Here is a 14,421-nt window from a genome sequence, read left to right on the forward strand (position 1 = left end):
CGCATGATCCCCGCCCGTACCCTCCTCATCGGCACCGGCCTGCTGCTCGCCGCGTGCACCGGCACGCAGAACCGCGGTGTCGAATCGGTGCACCAGCCGGTCGTGTCGCGCACCGCCTATGCCATGGACCTCGCCGCCTCCCCCCAAGGGCTGAACCCCGGCGAGGCGGCGCGGCTGACCGGCTGGCTCGACGCGCTTCGGCTGCGCTACGGCGATGCGGTCGGCGTGGACGACGGCGGCGACGGCGGCGGCGCGGCGCGGGCGGAGATCGCGGGCGTGATCGCCCCGATGGGACTGATGCTCGCCGATGCGGTGCCGCCCACCCCCGGCGCGATCGCCCCCGGCACGGTCCGCGTCGTCGTCACCCGGATGCTCGCCGCGGTGCCCGGCTGCCCCGACCGCTCGCGGCTCTACCAGCCGAATTTCGAGGCGCACACCTCGTCCGACTTCGGCTGCGCCACCAACAGCAACCTCGCGGCGATGGTCGCGGCGCCGGGCGACCTCGTGCTGGGACAGGCCAATCGCGCCACGTCGGATACCGACATCGGCACCCGCGCGATCGGGGCGCTGCGCCGCGCGCCCCCCAGCGGCAACGGCGGGCAGATCAGCGGCGGCGTCGGCAGCGCGCCGGGCGGGAGCGGCAAGTGATGAACGCGCCGTTCCCATCCCCCAAGGCGGGCAGCCGCGATCCGTTCATCGCCTTCGCCTGCGACGAATATTCGCTCGACGTGCTGCGCGGGCTGGCGGGCGAACACGGCTGGCCGACCGAAAAGGTCCAGCGCGGCGGGCTGCGCGCGGCGGTGCAGGCGCTGTCGGTGTCGGCCAGCCCGCAGATCCTGTTCGTCGACCTGTCCGAATCGGGCGATCCGCTGAACGACATCAACAGCCTGGCGGAGGTGTGCGAACCCGGTACCGTCGTGATCGCGGCGGGGCAGGTCAACGACGTGCGCCTCTACCGCGACCTGATCGCCAGCGGCATCCACGATTACCTTCCCAAGCCGCTCAACCCCGACATGGTACGCGACGCGGTGGCACAGGGGCTGGCGCTGCTCAACGCCCCGCGCGCCGCCGATCCGGTCGTCGCCCGCCCGCACTGCGCGGTCGCGGTGGTCGGCACGCGCGGCGGGGCGGGCACGTCCACGGTCGCCGCCTCGCTGGCATGGCTGCTGGGCGAGCGCGAGAAGCGCACCACCGCGCTGCTCGACCTCGACGTGCATTTCGGCACCGCCGCGCTGACCCTCGACGTGGAGCCGGGGCGCGGGCTGACCGATGCGATCGACAACCCCAGCCGCATCGACGGGCTGTTCATCGAACGCGCGATGGTGCGCGCGGGCGACCGGCTGTCGGTGCTGTCCGCCGAAGCGCCGATCAACCAGCCGGTGCTGAGCGACGGCGCCGCCTTCTACCAGTTGCAGGAGGAGATGCGCGCCGCGTTCGAGTGCACCGTCGTCGATCTGCCGCGCGGCATGCTGGTCGCGCATCCGCACCTGCTGGCGGACGTACAGGCGGCGGTGATCGTCACCGAACTGACGCTGGCGGCGGCGCGCGACGCGATCCGGCTGCTGTCGTGGTTCCGCAGCAACGCACCGCAGGCGACCGTGTTCTTCGTCGCCAACCGCGTGCCGCCCGCCGCGGTGCTGGAGATCAGCCGCAAGGATTTCGAGGGCTCGATCGAACGCAAGATCGATTTCTGCCTCCCGCTCGACGCCAAGCTCGCCGCACAGGCCGCCAAGCTCGGCAAGCCGCTGGCCGAGGCGGGCAAGGGCAGCAAGACGGTGCAGCCGCTCCTCGCGCTGGCCACCCGGCTGTGCGCGCTGGCGGAGGCGGAGGCCGATGCGCCCGCCGCAGCCGCCGGGGCGGGCGGCACCTCGCTGCTCGGCAAGCTGGCGGGGCTGCGCGCGAAGTTGCCCGGCAAGACGAAGGCGAAGGCGACCGCCGGATGAACCTGCTGCCGGTCCTGCTGACGGCGGCGGGAGGATCGCTCACGCTGCTGCTGATCGCGGTCGCCCTGTCCGGCCCGGCCACCGCCCGCCCGCGCGCGCGCCGGTTGCAGGCGGTGCGCGAACGGCACAGCGGCGCCGCCGGCAGCGCGGCGATGGACGCGCAGCTCCGCCGCATCGGCGGCAACCGCGCCAGCAAGGCGGACCGGACCGCCGCCCGCCTGCTCCCCAATGTCGAACAGCTCCGCCTGCGGCTGGTGAAGACCGGCAAGGAATGGACGATCGGCCAGTACGGCATCGCCTGCGCGCTGCTGTTCGTCGGGACCGCGGGCTTCCTGCTGTTCAAGGGCATGCCGCTGCTGCTGGCGCTGTGCATGGGGCTGGCGGTGGGCGCGGGGCTGCCGCACATGGTCGTCGGCCATTTCGTCAAGCGCCGGGTGGCGCGCTTCACCGCCAAATTCCCCGACGCGATCGAGCTGCTGGTGCGCGGCCTGCGCTCCGGCCTGCCGATCACCGAGACGATGGGCGTGGTAGGCGCGGAGATCGACGGGCCGGTGGGCGAGGAGTTCCGCGCGATCAACGACCGGATGAAGATCGGCCGCACGCTCGATGCCGCGCTTCAGGAAACCGGCGACCGGCTGGGCACGCCCGAGTTCCAGTTCTTCGTCATCACCATCGCCATCCAGCGCGAGACCGGCGGCAACCTTGCCGAAACGCTCGCCAATCTGGCCGACGTGCTGCGCAAGCGGTCGCAGATGAAGCTGAAGATCAAGGCGATGTCGTCCGAATCCAAGGCATCGGCCTATATCGTCGGATCGCTCCCGTTCATCGTCTTCGGGCTGATCTGGATGATCAACGGCGATTACATGCAGACCTTCTTCATCGATCCGCGGCTGATGGTGGCGGGGATGGGCGGGCTGCTGTGGATGGGGATCGGCGTGTTCATCATGGCCAAGATGGTCAATTTCGAGATCTGATGCGATGCTGAGCAACCCGAACGGCCCCACCCTGCTCGGCGTCGACGTGACGATGGTCGCGACCTTGCTGTCGGCGATCGCCGCGCTGGCGGTGATGGTCGCGCTCCATGCCGCCACCTCGGTGCGCGATCCGATGCAGCGGCGGGTGAAGGCGCTCAACGACCGCCGCGAACAGCTGAAGGCGGGCATCACCGCCTCGACCAGCAAGCGCCGCGCCAAGCTGGTGCAGAAGAACGAGGCGACCGACCGCATCCGCGAACTGCTCACCTCGCTGAAGGTGCTGCAGGACGAACAGGTCAAGGCCGCGCAGGTCAAGCTGCTTCAGGCGGGCATCCGGTCGAAGGACTGGGCGGTCGCGGTCATCTTCGGGCGGCTGGTGCTGCCGATCCTGCTCGGGCTGCCGATGGTCTATATCGTCTATGGCACGGAGACGTTCGCCGATTACGGGCCGTTCCAGTGCTACATGATCGTCGCGGGCACCTTCCTGCTCAGCTACAAGGCGCCCGACCTGTATCTGAAGAACAGGATCACCAAGCGATCGGACGCGATCCGTAAAGGGCTGCCCGACGCGCTCGACCTGCTGGTGATCTGTGCCGAGGCGGGGCTGACCGTCGATGCCGCCTTCCACCGCGTGGCGCGCGAGCTGGGCCGCGCCTATCCGGAGCTGGGCGAGGAATTCACCCTGACCGCGATCGAGCTGGGCTTCCTGACCGAGCGGCGGCAGGCGTTCGAGAATCTGGCGGTGCGCATCAACCTCGATGCGGTGCGCGGCGTCGTGACCACGATGATCCAGACCGAGAAATACGGCACCCCGCTCGCATCGGCGCTGCGCGTGCTGTCGGCCGAATTCCGCAACGAACGCATGATGCGCGCCGAGGAAAAGGCCGCGCGCCTGCCCGCGATCATGACCGTGCCGCTGATCCTGTTCATCCTGCCGACGCTGTTCGTCGTGATCCTCGGGCCTGCGGCGTGCAGCATCAAGGACGCGCTGATGTAGGGGCGACTGCTCCCCTTCCTTGGCCAGGGTTTCGCTGCGAAAGTCCTTCTCCGTACCCCCGCGCAGGCGGGGGTCCAGGAGCCGCAGACGCAAGCCGCTGTTTTACTTGGCTCTGGACCCCCGCCTGCGCGGGGGTACGGCAGAATCAAGCGCTGACCTTGAACTTTCGCAGGGGAATCCTTGTCCGGGGAAGGGGAGAGTCACTCCTCCGGGAACGCCGCCGCCCCCTGCGCCGTTCTACCCCCGCAATAATCGGGGAGCGATGCCATGCTGTTCCAGACGCCCACCCAATTCGCGGTCCTCGCCCTGCTGCTGCTCGGCGGCTGGCTGCTCGGCCTCGCCTCCTCGTCGGGCGGCAGGAAGTGGAAGCAGCGCTTCCGCGACGAGGAAGCCGCGCACAAGGCCTATCGCGCCGAAGTCGCCGCCGACCTCAAGACCCGCGAGGCGCGCGTCGCCGAACTGGAGGCCGAACGCGACCGGCTGACTAGGGAACGCAGCACGCTGACGCCTGCCGCCGCGACCGCCACCGCCGCCGCCGCGACGGGCAGCAGCCACGGCAGCGGCTTCTTCGGCTGGGGCCGCGACAATCTCTCGCGCATCCGCGGCATCGATCCCGACCTCGAGGCGGCGCTGGGCCAGCGCGGGATCAAGACCTATCGCGCGATCGAGAATCTGAGCGAGGCCGACGAGCGCGCGCTGGAGGAAGACCTGCGCCTGCGCCCCGGCACGATCGACCGCGAAGGCTGGCGCGAACAGGCGGCGATGCTGCGCGAGGGTCGCGATGACGATCATCGCGGGCGCTGGGGATAGGCAACGCCGTCGTGGTCAGCCTCCGCGCGGACCCTGTGCGCGATCGACGGTCGGCATCGCCTCGTCACGTTCGTCATTCCCGCGCAGGCGGGAATCCATAACCGCAACGGTCGGCGAAGGAGCCGTTACACCGGCGCATATGGGCTCCCGCCTGCGCGGGAGCGACGAACAAATCGGCAATCCGGGGCTCGATGCGCCGGATCGAGAGCACCCCTAAAATGTAATCCACTCCGTCCCGCCGGGGGCCACCACATCCTCCACCTTGTCGCCGATCTTCGCGACCGCCAGCAGGAGCGCGAGGATGACGATCAGGTCGAACACGATCACCGCGCCCCATACGAAGGCGGGGTGGAACGGGCCGATCGCATCGAACCCGTCCTTCGTCACCCGGGCGGAACCGCCGCTCATTTGGCGAGCGCCGCCTGCGCCGCCGCCAGCCGGGCGATCGGCACGCGATACGGGCTGGCCGAGACGTAATCGAGCCCGACCTTCTCGCAGAAGGCGATCGACGCCGGGTCGCCGCCATGTTCGCCGCAGATGCCGAGCTTGATGTCGCTCCGCGTCTTGCGCCCGCGCTCGGCGGCCAGTTCGACCAGCTCGCCCACCCCGTCCACGTCCAGCGACACGAACGGGTCGCGGGCATAGATGCCCTGTTCGACATAGGCCCCGAGGAACCGGCTCGCGTCGTCGCGGCTGACGCCCAGCGTCGTCTGGGTCAGATCGTTGGTGCCGAACGAGAAGAACTGCCCGGCCTCGGCGATCTCGCCCGCCTTCAGCGCGGCGCGCGGCAGTTCGATCATCGTGCCGACCAGATAGTCGATTCGGCGCCCCTTGTCGGCGAACACCGCCTGCGCCGCCTTGTCGACCACCGCCTTCATCAGCTCCAGCTCGCGCTTGGTCGCGACCAGCGGGATCATGACCTCGGGGATCGGGGCCTCGCCCGATTTCTCGGCGACGATCACCGCCGCCTCGAAGATCGCGCGCGCCTGCATCTCGTAGATTTCGGGATAGGTGACGCCCAGACGGCACCCGCGATGGCCGAGCATCGGGTTGAACTCGTGCAGCTCGGCCGCGCGGCGCTTCAGCTTCTCGACCTCGATGCCCGCCGCCTGCGCCACTTCGGCGAACTCGGCCTCGGCATGCGGCAGAAACTCGTGCAGCGGCGGATCGAGCAGGCGGATGGTGCAGGGCAGCCCGACCATCACCTCGAAGATTTCGACGAAGTCGCTGCGCTGTTCGGGCAGCAGCTTCTCCAGCGCCGCGCGCCGCCCCGCCTCGTCCTCCGCGAGGATCATCTGGCGCACCGCGGTGATCCGCGACTGCTCGAAGAACATATGCTCGGTACGGCACAGGCCGATGCCCTCCGCGCCGAAATCGCGCGCGGTGCGGCAGTCGAGCGGGGTTTCGGCATTGGCGCGCACCTTCAGGCGGCGCACCCCGTCGGCCCATTCCATCAGCGTGCCGAAATCGCCCGCCAGTTCGGGCTGCACCGTCGCGACGGCGCCCGCCATCACCTCGCCGGTCGCGCCGTCGATGGTGACGATATCGCCCTCGCGGATCTCGCGGGCCCCGACCTTCATCACGCCCGCCCTGGCATCGATCGAGATGCTGCCCGCGCCCGACACACAGGGGCGGCCCATGCCGCGCGCCACGACGGCGGCGTGGCTGGTCATGCCGCCGCGCGCGGTGAGAATCCCGCGGGCCGCGTGCATGCCGTGGATATCCTCGGGGCTGGTTTCGGTGCGGATCAGGATCACCGCGTCCCCGGCGTTCGACCGGCGCTCGGCGGTGTCGCTGTCGAACACCGCGATGCCGCTGGCGGCGCCCGGCGATGCGGGCAGCCCCTTGGTCAGCACGTCGCGCGCCGCCTTGGGGTCCAGCGTCGGGTGGAGCAGCTGGTCCAGCGCCTGCGGATCGACCCGCGCGATCGCCTCCTCGCGGCTGATGAGGCCTTCCTCGGCCATGTCGACCGCGATCTTGAGCGCGGCCTTGGCGGTGCGCTTGCCCGATCGGGTCTGGAGCATCCACAGCTTGCCCTGCTGCACCGTGAACTCGATGTCCTGCATGTCGCGGTAATGCCGCTCCAGCCGGTCGAACACGGCGGCCAGTTCGGCGTAGGCCTCGGGCATCGCCTCTTCCATCGACAGCGGCTTGGCGTTGGCCGCCTCGCGCGCCGCCTTGGTCAGATACTGCGGGGTGCGGATGCCCGCCACCACGTCCTCGCCCTGCGCGTTGATCAGGAACTCGCCGTAATAGGCGTTGTCGCCCTTCGACGGATCGCGGGTGAAGGCGACGCCGGTGGCCGAGGTGTCGCCCATGTTGCCGAACACCATCGCCTGCACGTTGACGGCGGTGCCCCAGGTCGCGGGAATGTCGTTCAACCGGCGATAGACCTTGGCGCGGTCCGCCTGCCACGATCCGAACACCGCGCCGATCGCGCCCCACAGCTGGTCGTGCACGTCCTGCGGGAACGGCTTGCCCCACAGCTCCTGCACGATCGCCTTGTACTCCACCACCAGCGCGCGCCAGTCGTCGGCGGTCAGGTCGGTGTCGAGATAATAGCCGCGGTCTTCCTTGGCGATCTCCAGCGCTTCCTCGAACCGGCCATGGTCGAGTTCGAGCACCACGTCCGAATACATCTGGATGAAGCGGCGATAGCTGTCCCATGCGAAGCGCGGGTCGTCCGACACCTGCGCCAGCCCCTCGACCGTGGCGTCGTTGAGGCCAAGGTTCAGCACCGTGTCCATCATGCCCGGCATCGACACCCGCGCGCCCGAGCGGACCGACACGAGCAGCGGATCGGATTCATCGCCGAAGCGCTTGCCCGTGATCCCCTCGATATGCGCGATGCCGTTCGCGACTTCCTCGCGCAAGGAGTCGGGGAAGGACTGGCCCTCCTCGTAATAGCGGGTGCACATGGTCGTCGCGATGGTGAAGCCCGGCGGCACCGGCAGGCCGATCGATGCCATTTCCGCGAGGTTCGCGCCCTTGCCGCCCAAGAGCGTCTTGTCGCCCGATCCCCCGTCCGAAACCCCGCCACCGAAGCGATAGACATATTGCGTCATGCTGCCGTGCAATCCTCATGCTGACCGCTCGCGGGCCGGGCCCGTGGCGGGGAATCGTGATTCGCGCCTGAAAGACGTTTGCCTTCCGTTAAACGGGTTAAACCGTCAGGTCATCCCTCGATCTTCGCGAAATCGGCAACCTTGTGCACTGCATCACGCACCCGGGCCAGCAGCGCGAGGCGTGCCGTGCGCTTGTGCGGATCGGCGTCGTTGACGGTGACGTCGGTGAAGAAGGCATCGATCGGCGCGCGCAGCGTGGCGAGCGCCGCCATCGCCTCCTCGAACCGCTCCGCCGCGATCGCCTGCGCCGCCCGCGGCTCGGCGGCGTCGAGCGCGGCGATCAGCGCGGCCTCGGCGGGTTCCTGCACATAGCCCTGCGCCTCGCGCTCGGTCGCCACGAACTCGGCGACCACGGGCGCGAAGTCGGGGTCTTCCACCAGCACCAGCGGGTCTTCCTCGCCGGTCTCGGGCGGATGGGCCTGTGCGACCGGCGCCTCCTTCTTCAGGATGTTGGCGGCACGCTTGTACCCGGCGAGCAGGTTCGCGCCGTCCTCGGTCGTGACGAAGCGCTGGAGCGCATGGACGCGGGCGAGGAGGCGGACGAGGTCGTCCTCGCCGCCTAGTGCGAAGACGGCGTCGATCAGGTCGTGGCGGACGCCCGCCTCGCGCTGCTGGACTTTCAGGCGGTCGGCGAAGAAGTCGGTCACTTCCTGCGTTCCGCCCGCGATCGCGCCGATCGGCATCCGCAGGCCGTTGTCGAGCACCAGCGACAGGATGCCCAGCGCCGAGCGCCGCAGCGCGAACGGGTCCTTCGACCCGCTCGGCTTCAGACCGACCGCGAAGAACTGGGTGATGCTGTCCAGCTTGTCCGCCAGCGCCACCGCGACCGTCACCGGCGCGGTCGGCACCGCATCCCCCTGCCCGACCGGCTTGTAGTGATCGCGCACCGCCTCGGCGACTTCGCGCGGTTCGCCCTGCATTGCGGCGTAATAGCCGCCCATCAGCCCCTGCAATTCGGGAAACTCGCCGACCATGCCGGTGACGAGATCGGCCTTGGCCAGCCGCGCGGCGCGCTCCGCCATGTCGGCGAGCGAACGCTCCTCCCCGGCACGGGGAGGGGGACCATCCGCAGGATGGTGGAGGGGGGGCGCCACGGGCAAAACCGCCTGTGGCGCTCCCCCTCCACCACCAGCTTCGCTGGCGGTCCCCCTCCCCGTGCCGGGGAGGATCACACCGCTCTCGACCAGCCACCGCGCCAGCTTCGCCACCCGCTCCACCTTGTCGGCGACGGTGCCCAGCTTCTCGTGGAACACGATCTTGTCGAGCTTCGGCAGCAGCGCATCCAGCGGCGTCTTCAGGTCCGTCTCGTAGAAGAACTTCGCGTCCGACAGCCGCGCCGCCAGCACCTTGGCATTGCCCGCGACGATGCGTTCGCCGCCGTCCGCCGCATCGATGTTCGCGGTGCATACGAAGGCGTTGGCCAACACGCCGTCGGAATCGCGGCACACGAAATATTTCTGGTTCACCCGCGCGGTCAGCTGGATCACCTCGGGCGGGACCGCCAGATAGGCTTCGTCGAACCGCCCGATCAGCGGCACCGGCCATTCGGTCAGCCCGGCATTCTCCGCTAGCAGCCCCTGATCCTCGACCAGCTCCAGTCCGGCACCGCGCGCCGCCATCTTGGCGCCGACCACGATGATCGCCGCGCGCTCGTCCTGATCGACGATCACATGACACGCGCGCAGCTTCTCGACATAATCCCCGGCCGAGCCGATGGTGATCGGTCCGGGATGATGGAAGCGATGGCCGAGCGTCGTCGCGCCGCTCGTCACGCCTGCGACCTCGCACGGCACGATCGTATCGCCGAACAGCGCGACGATCCCCTGCAACGGCCGCACCCAGCGGGGGGATTCGGTGCTGAGCGAGGCCGCACCCCAGCGCATCGACTTGGGCCAGGGAAACGCGCGCACGATCGCGGGGATCGCCGCGGCCAGCACCGCCGCCGTCTCGCGCCCCGGCACCTCGGTCACGGCGAAGAGCACGCCGTCGCGCTCGGTCAGCGCCTCGCGGGTCAGCCCGGTCTTGCGCAGGAACCCTTCCAGCGCTTGAGCGGGGGCGGAGGCGCGCGGTCCCTTCACCTCCTCGCGCACCGGCGCGGTCGCTTCCGGCAGATCGTGCGCGATCAGCACCAGCCGCCGCGGCGTCGCATAGGTGGTGATCGTCGGCGCGGCGATCCCCGCCTTGCCCAGTTCGGCGACGAACAGCCGCGACAGGTCCTCGCGCGCCTTCGCCTGCATCCGCGCCGGAATCTCTTCGGAGCGCAGCTCCAGCAGGAAATCGCTCATGCCACCCACCCCGGAAACTTCGCCTGCCACTGGGGCGTCTGCGTCTCGATCCACTTCTCGCAACTGGCCTTCGCCAGATCGCGCACGCGGGCGATATAGGCCTGCCGCTCCGCGACCGAGATCACGCCGCGCGCGCCCAGCAGGTTGAAGATATGACTCGCCTCGATCGCCTGTTCATAGGCCGCGATCGGCACGTCCGCCGCCAGCGCATTCTCGCACTCCGCCGCCGCCTTGCGGAACAGGTCGAACAGCGCGTCCGTCTCGGCGACCTCGAAGTTCCACTTCGACATCTGCCGCTCGTTCTCGAGGAACACGTCGCCATAGGTCACGCCCGCGTCGTTGAACGCCAGGTCGTACACGCTGTCCTTGTCCTGGATATACATCGCGAGCCGTTCGAGACCGTAGGTCAGCTCGCCCGCCACCGGCTTGCAGTCGAACCCGCCCATCTGCTGGAAATAGGTGAACTGGGTGACTTCCATCCCGTCGCACCACACTTCCCAGCCGAGCCCCCATGCGCCCAGCGTCGGTGATTCCCAGTCGTCCTCGACGAAGCGGATGTCGTGGTGCGTGAAGTCGATCCCGATCGCGGCGAGGCTGCCGAGATACAGTTCCTGCAGGTCCGGCGGCGAAGGCTTCAGGATCACCTGATACTGGTAGTAATGCTGGAGCCGGTTCGGATTCTCGCCATAGCGCCCGTCGGTCGGGCGGCGGCACGGCTGGACGAAGGCGGCGTTCCATGGCTCCGGCCCCAGCGCCTTCAGCGTCGTCGCCGGGTGGAACGTCCCCGCCCCCATGCGCATGTCATAGGGTTGCAGGATCACGCAGCCCCGATCGCTCCAGTAATCGTGGAGCGTCAGGATCATCTTCTGGAAGCTGAGCGGGGCGGACATCGTGCCTTGTCGCATTGGAGGACGGATGCCGCCCGCCTAGCGCCGCGTGGCCTGCGGGGTCAAGCGAGCCGCCTGTCGCGTATGAGTGATATTATGTCAGGTAGTGTTGACAATAGGTGCGAATTGGTCGATCTATTGTCAGGTATACACGACATAGTGTCAGTCAGGGACGACAGGAGATAGCCATGGGGAAGATGACGCATCGCGAAGCGCGCAAGGGGCCGGGCCTGTTGGGAATCGGCCTGTTCATGCTGATCGTGTTCCAGGGGGTGAAGCTCGACCTGCCCCGCGTCGTCACCGTGGCCATGCCGGTCGCGGTCGAAACGGGCGAGGGCTTCGCCTTCGCCGCGAAGCTGGGCGACGCGGCGATCTCGCTGTCGTGGCGGTGAAACGCCCTGTCCGTCCGTCCCGTACAGGCCCTGACGCCCCCGCCGTCCTTCCCGCGTAGGCGGGAATGACGGGGCGGCAGTCGCCCACATACCCAGCCCCCACCGCCGCCCCGGCGCAGGCCGGAATGACGAAACCAACCAAAGGAACCCACCCATGCCCGACACCCATTGGGGCGAACACCGCGCCGCCGCCCGCCAGCGCGCCCGCGTCCGCTGGATCGCGGGGATCGCCGCCGTCCTGATCGCCTCGCCCTTCGCGCTCGATTTCGCCGCGCGGCGCTATGTCGCGACGGGCGGCACCACGACCGACGGGCGCTTCCCGCTGTGGCTGCCGCTCGCCTATTGGGCGATCGTCATCGCGGTCGCGCTGACCGGCGTCTACCGGCTGCACCGGAGCAGCGACGAGGTGGAACGCCGCCGCCTGATCGACGGCTTCGCCGCCAGCGGGCTGCTGCTGGGGCTGTTCGTGCCGCCCGCGATCTTCGTCGGCACGATCAACAGCGTCATGCTGGTCTGGATCGTTGCGCTGTTCACCGGGCTGGCGGTGTTCGCAAGGCCCCGCCTGTCATGAAGAACCGGCTGAAGGTGCTGCGCGCCGAACGCGACTGGAGCCAGGCCGAACTGGCCGGGCGGCTCGACGTGTCGCGCCAGGCGGTGAACGCGATCGAGACGGGCAAGCACGACCCCTCGCTCCCGCTCGCCTTTCGCATGAGCCGCTTGTTCGCCCTGCCGATCGAGGCGATATTCGAGGATGATGACCATGGTTGAGCATTCGGGGGTTGAGAATTGGGGCACCGCCCGCGAGCGCGCCGCCCGGCGGCGGCGGTGGAAATGGGTGGCGCTGGCGGCTGCGGCGGCGGTGCTCGCGCCGCTGCTGGCCGCCTTCCTGCTCGGGATCATGGACGGCTATACCGGCGTGCATGGTCCGGCGGGCGGCACCGACAGCCGGGCGCACATCGGCTATGTCGGCATGGCGCTGGCGATGCTGGTCGCGACCGCCGTGCAATACCGGCTGTGGCGCAATTCGGACGAGGTGGAGCGCAGCCGGATCAACGCGGCGATGGCGCTGGCCGGGCTGGTCGCGCTGACGGCCCTGCCGGTGCTGTCGCTGGCGCAGGCCCCGCTCGGCCTCGCCAACCCGGCGATGCTCGGCTGGGGGCTCGCCGCCGCGACGCTGATCGGGGTACGGCTGGTCCAGCGCCTGCGCGGATGATCCTGCGCGCGCTCGCCTCGCTGCTCGGCTGGCTCGCGCTGGCCAGCCCGCTGGCCGCGCCGCCGCCGCTGCATCCGGCACTGTGGGTGGCGCGAGCGAACGGCGCGACGCTGTGGCTGTTCGGCACGGTGCATCAGCTCCGTCCGGGTACGCCGTGGCTGACCGGGCGGGTGGCGAAGGCGTTCGACGCGAGCGACGCGCTGCTGCTCGAACTGGTCGCGCCGACCCCGGCGCAGACCGCCGCGACGCTGGCCGCGCTCGCCCCGCCCCGGCCGCAGCCGCTGCCCGAACCGCTGCGCCGCGCGGTGGCGGCACGGAGCGCGGCGCTCGGCTTCCCGCCCGGCGCGTTCGACGGGCAGGACCCGTGGGTCGCCGCCACCACGCTCGGCGGCGCGGCGCTGGCGCGGGCGGGCTATACCCCTGCCCCCGCCCCCGAGACGCTGCTGGCGCGCGAAGCGGCGCGCGCGGGCACGCCGGTGATCGGCCTCGAGACGCAGCGGTCGCAGCTCGCCGCGTTCGCCCGCCTGCCCCTCCCCGTCCAGCGGCGGATGCTGGCGCAGGCGTTGTCGGGCGACACGGCGGCGACGATGGACCGGCTGACCGCGGCATGGGGCCGCGCGGACGTGCCCGCGCTCCACGCGCTGCTGGAACGCGACATGGCGGCAGGCGGGCCGGAGGTGCGCGCGGCGCTGCTCGATCGCCGCAACGCCGCCTTCGCCGCCGATATCGCGGGTCGGGCGCGACTGGGCGACACGCTGTTCGTGGCGATCGGCGCGGGCCATCTGCTCGGCACCGGCGGCGTGCCCGCGCGGCTCGCGGCGGCGGGATGGTCGGTCCGGCGGGTGCAATAGCTAGAGGGGCAAGGGTTTTTACAAACCGCTGCCCTGCACCTGCCGCCCCTGCTATCCTTCTCCCGCACCGCCCGGCGGGCGTATCGCTCCCTGCACCGTGCACGCCTGTTCCGCGCAACCTTCGCCAACTTCGGCGCAGCTTGCCTTTTGCGGGGATTTCCCCTAACCGCCCGCGCTTGTCCGTGTGCCGGGGTCATCCCTGGAGGTCCGGCCCGGCCAAATATGGAAACCTCGTATCTCAAGGAAGACAAGATGAGCGACACGCTGCACCTGTCGGCCGAGACGCGCGACCGGGTTGGCAAGGGAGCCTCCCGTGCCCTGCGTCGTGACGGCCGCGTCCCCGCCGTGATCTATGGCGACAAGAAGGACCCGCAGGGGATCCATCTGAACGCCCGTGAGCTGATGAAGCAGCTCATGACCGGCCACTTCATGAACTCCGTCATCATGGTCGATGTCGGCGGCAAGAAGGTGCGCACGCTGGCCAAGGACGTCGCGTTCGACGTCGTCACCGACCAGCCGATCCACGTCGACTTCCTGCGCATCGCCAAGAACGCGACCGTCACGGTCGCCGTGCCGGTGACGTTCGTGAACGAAGACGACGCGCCGGGCATCAAGCGCGACGGCGGCGTGCTCAACGTCGTGGCGCATGAGATCGAACTGACCGTCGACGCATCGAACATCCCGAGCGAGATCGTCGTCGACCTGACCGGTCGCGAAGTGGGCGAATCGATCCACCTGTCGGACGTGACGCTGCCCGAGGGCGCCGAGGCGACCGCCGAGGACGCGGTGACCGTCGCGACGATCACCCCGCCGACCACGCTGACCGCCGAGGACGAGGCGCTCGACGCCGAAGTCGCCGAGGCGCAGTCGGCCGACGCGGCTGCCGAGGCCGAAGGCGAGGACAAGGCCGAGGGCTGATCCGCCCTGTCTTGACCGGCTTGTTG

Annotated in this window: 15 protein-coding genes; 11 read left to right on the forward strand and 4 right to left on the reverse strand. The window is 69.7% G+C overall.

The features are described from left to right. Positions 1–3 precede the first annotated feature (3 nt). The 5 genes from ABLE43_RS08010 (at position 4) to ABLE43_RS08030 (ending at position 4,724) form a co-directional block, all read left to right on the forward strand. Positions 4–648, forward strand: coding sequence for a CpaD family pilus assembly lipoprotein (locus ABLE43_RS08010; RefSeq protein WP_348977967.1), 645 nt, complete (start codon positions 4–6; stop codon positions 646–648). After that, complete coding sequence (locus tag ABLE43_RS08015) at positions 648–1,943, forward strand: CpaE/TadZ family protein (protein ID WP_348977968.1); 1,296 nt, start codon at positions 648–650, stop codon at positions 1,941–1,943. Before ABLE43_RS08010 ends, ABLE43_RS08015 begins: the two co-directional genes overlap by 1 nt. Beyond that, positions 1,940–2,917 carry a type II secretion system F family protein gene (locus ABLE43_RS08020; RefSeq protein WP_348977969.1) on the forward strand — a complete coding sequence of 326 codons (978 nt, stop codon included), beginning with the start codon at positions 1,940–1,942 and terminating at the stop codon, positions 2,915–2,917. The genes ABLE43_RS08015 and ABLE43_RS08020 overlap by 4 nt, the downstream gene beginning before the upstream one ends. Positions 2,918–2,921: 4 nt before the next feature. After that, positions 2,922–3,914 carry a type II secretion system F family protein gene (locus ABLE43_RS08025; RefSeq protein WP_348977970.1) on the forward strand — a complete coding sequence of 331 codons (993 nt, stop codon included), beginning with the start codon at positions 2,922–2,924 and terminating at the stop codon, positions 3,912–3,914. A 267-nt stretch (positions 3,915–4,181) separates the two neighbouring features. Continuing rightward, a complete protein-coding gene (locus ABLE43_RS08030; protein WP_348977971.1) occupies positions 4,182–4,724 on the forward strand; it encodes a hypothetical protein in 543 nt (180 codons plus the stop codon). A 213-nt stretch (positions 4,725–4,937) separates the two neighbouring features. Here the strand turns inward: ABLE43_RS08030 and ABLE43_RS08035 are convergent, their stop codons facing one another. From ABLE43_RS08035 to ABLE43_RS08050, 4 genes are all read right to left on the reverse strand, one after another. Then, positions 4,938–5,132, reverse strand: coding sequence for a hypothetical protein (locus ABLE43_RS08035; protein ID WP_348977972.1), 195 nt, complete (start codon positions 5,130–5,132; stop codon positions 4,938–4,940). After that, on the reverse strand, positions 5,129–7,789 hold the full coding sequence (gene ppdK / locus ABLE43_RS08040) for a pyruvate, phosphate dikinase (RefSeq protein ID WP_348977973.1): 2,661 nt from the start codon (positions 7,787–7,789) through the stop codon (positions 5,129–5,131). Before ppdK ends, ABLE43_RS08035 begins: the two co-directional genes overlap by 4 nt. 110 nt (positions 7,790–7,899) lie before the next feature. Beyond that, on the reverse strand, positions 7,900–10,134 hold the full coding sequence (glyS, locus tag ABLE43_RS08045; RefSeq protein WP_348977974.1) for a glycine--tRNA ligase subunit beta: 2,235 nt from the start codon (positions 10,132–10,134) through the stop codon (positions 7,900–7,902). After that, positions 10,131–10,997, reverse strand: coding sequence for a glycine--tRNA ligase subunit alpha (locus tag ABLE43_RS08050; RefSeq protein WP_348978121.1), 867 nt, complete (start codon positions 10,995–10,997; stop codon positions 10,131–10,133). Before ABLE43_RS08050 ends, glyS begins: the two co-directional genes overlap by 4 nt. Positions 10,998–11,209: 212 nt before the next feature. On the opposite strand from ABLE43_RS08050, the gene ABLE43_RS08055 reads away from it, so the two are divergent. The 6 genes from ABLE43_RS08055 (at position 11,210) to ABLE43_RS08080 (ending at position 14,395) form a co-directional block, all read left to right on the forward strand. After that, entirely contained in the window at positions 11,210–11,413 is a 204-nt protein-coding gene (locus ABLE43_RS08055; RefSeq protein WP_348977975.1) for a hypothetical protein, read from the forward strand. A gap of 154 nt (positions 11,414–11,567) precedes the next feature. Continuing rightward, positions 11,568–11,984 (forward strand): hypothetical protein, encoded by a 417-nt coding sequence (locus tag ABLE43_RS08060; protein WP_348977976.1) that lies wholly within the window; start codon positions 11,568–11,570, stop codon positions 11,982–11,984. After that, positions 11,981–12,181 carry a helix-turn-helix transcriptional regulator gene (locus tag ABLE43_RS08065; RefSeq protein ID WP_348977977.1) on the forward strand — a complete coding sequence of 67 codons (201 nt, stop codon included), beginning with the start codon at positions 11,981–11,983 and terminating at the stop codon, positions 12,179–12,181. Before ABLE43_RS08060 ends, ABLE43_RS08065 begins: the two co-directional genes overlap by 4 nt. After that, positions 12,174–12,626 (forward strand): hypothetical protein, encoded by a 453-nt coding sequence (locus ABLE43_RS08070; protein ID WP_348977978.1) that lies wholly within the window; start codon positions 12,174–12,176, stop codon positions 12,624–12,626. The genes ABLE43_RS08065 and ABLE43_RS08070 overlap by 8 nt, the downstream gene beginning before the upstream one ends. Continuing rightward, positions 12,623–13,477, forward strand: coding sequence for a TraB/GumN family protein (locus tag ABLE43_RS08075; protein WP_348977979.1), 855 nt, complete (start codon positions 12,623–12,625; stop codon positions 13,475–13,477). Before ABLE43_RS08070 ends, ABLE43_RS08075 begins: the two co-directional genes overlap by 4 nt. Before the next feature lie 252 nt (positions 13,478–13,729). Next, positions 13,730–14,395, forward strand: a complete 666-nt coding sequence (locus ABLE43_RS08080) for a 50S ribosomal protein L25/general stress protein Ctc (RefSeq protein ID WP_348977980.1) — start codon at positions 13,730–13,732, stop codon at positions 14,393–14,395. The last annotated feature ends 26 nt before the right edge of the window (positions 14,396–14,421 follow it).

Origin of the sequence: Sphingomonas silueang (assembly GCF_040049155.1) — a bacterium.
GTDB lineage: Bacteria > Pseudomonadota > Alphaproteobacteria > Sphingomonadales > Sphingomonadaceae > Sphingomonas > Sphingomonas silueang.